We start from the raw sequence: 1,547 nt of genomic DNA, 5'->3' as shown, positions 1-1,547 counted from the left end.
GCTCTCCTACGACATCACGGCCCCGTCCGATGACGCCTCGTGGGCGCCGGAAATCACCCACGAATACCTGGAGAAGATCCTCGAAGGCTTCGACGAGCGGATCGTCCAGGTGGCCCGCGAACTCGACCTGAGCCAGGTGACCAGCCGTTCGGTGTTCGACATCGATCCCCTCGACACCTGGCACACCGACTCCGTCACGCTGCTCGGCGACGCTGCCCACGCGATGCTCCACCATCAGGGCCAGGGCGCCAACTCGGCGATCCTGGACGCTGGCGGATTCGCCGACGCGCTCCTGGAGGCCGGCTCCGTCAAGGAAGCGCTCGCACTCTTCGAGGCCACCCGCAAGCCGCTGACGGATGAGCTGCAGCGTGTGTCGCGCCAAGGCTGGCACGCCGACGCGGTCGAGTCCGCCTTCCCGGCCAACCAGTAAGGCGGTAACCCACGATGCCAATCCACCCGCAGATCGCGGAGATCCTCACCCACATCCCGCCCTCGGACGGCACCCGCCCGGAGCCGGCTGCGATGCGGTCCGCCGAACAGGAGCGGGTCCCCGCTGTGGCGGACCGGCTGCCGCTCGCCGCCGTCGAAGACACAACGGCCGGGACGCCAACCGGTGACGTCCCTGTCCGGATCTACACGCCCGCAGAGGCCGACTCGTACGGGGTGATCGTCTACTTCCACGGCGGCGCGTTCTACCTCGGCGACCTCGAAACCCACGACGGCGTCGCGCGTGCACTCGCCAGGGAATCCGGCTTCAAGGTGGTCTCGGTGGATTACCGGCGCGCCCCCGAAGCCGCGTTCCCTGCCGGGCTGCAGGACTGCTACGGCGTGGTCCGCTGGGTGGCAGAGAACGGCGGTTCCCTCAAATGGAACGGGAAGTCCCTGGCCGTCGCCGGGGACAGCTCGGGCGCGAACTTCGCCGCGGCCGTCGCAGCGATGGCACAYGACGAGGGCTTCGTGGGCATCACCCACCAGGTGCTGTTCTACCCGTCGGTCGACCTTGACTTCGACGTCGACCGGTACACCTCCCTACAGGAGAACGCACGCGGGTACGGGCTGGAGACGGTCGGCCTGAAGCCATGGAACTCGTTTTACCTGGACAGCGGCGCGGACCCGGCGGATCCGCTGGTCTCTCCGATCAAGCGCGACAACCTCGCCGGCCTTCCGCCGGCACTGATCATCACCGCCGAGTTCGACCCGCTGCGGGACGAAGGCGAGCTGTACGGCCAGCGCCTGACGGAGGCCGGCGTCGACACGACGGTCAGCCGCTACGCGGGCGCCAACCACGGCTTCGTCCAGAACTTCTCCTGGATTCCCGAATTCCACCGTGCCTTCGAGGAGACGGCCGACTTCCTCAACGGGAAGTGAGCCCACATTAGGGTCCACGCCCACCGCCTCACCCTCGGCGGCACGAATCTTCGGATTGGTGCCGCCGAGCTGTCTCCGGACAACTTCCTATCGAAACGTGTCCACTTCCGGGGCACCGTTAGCCACTTGGACCAATTAACGTGACAACGTCGCCGCACTGGCGTTCCTGTTCGTTCCGC

The 1,547-nt window shown here is 67.2% G+C and carries 2 protein-coding genes; both read left to right on the top strand.

Going from position 1 to position 1,547, the window contains the following annotated elements; translation table 11 throughout:
- On the top strand, nucleotides 1-430 hold a 430-nt coding region (locus AB4Y86_RS18665; RefSeq protein ID WP_441403628.1), incomplete at its 5' end, for an FAD-dependent monooxygenase.
- 14 nt (nucleotides 431-444) lie between these two features.
- Nucleotides 445-1,368: an alpha/beta hydrolase gene (locus AB4Y86_RS18660; protein ID WP_441403627.1), complete on the top strand. Its 924-nt coding sequence runs from the start codon at nucleotides 445-447 to the stop codon at nucleotides 1,366-1,368.
- Nucleotides 1,369-1,547 lie beyond the last annotated feature (179 nt).

Origin of the sequence: Arthrobacter sp. 2YAF22_2, assembly GCF_052114645.1 — a bacterium.
Taxonomy (GTDB): domain Bacteria; phylum Actinomycetota; class Actinomycetes; order Actinomycetales; family Micrococcaceae; genus Arthrobacter.
The sequence above is the reverse complement of the archived record's forward strand: the minus strand, read 5'-3'. Positions and strand labels throughout refer to the sequence as shown.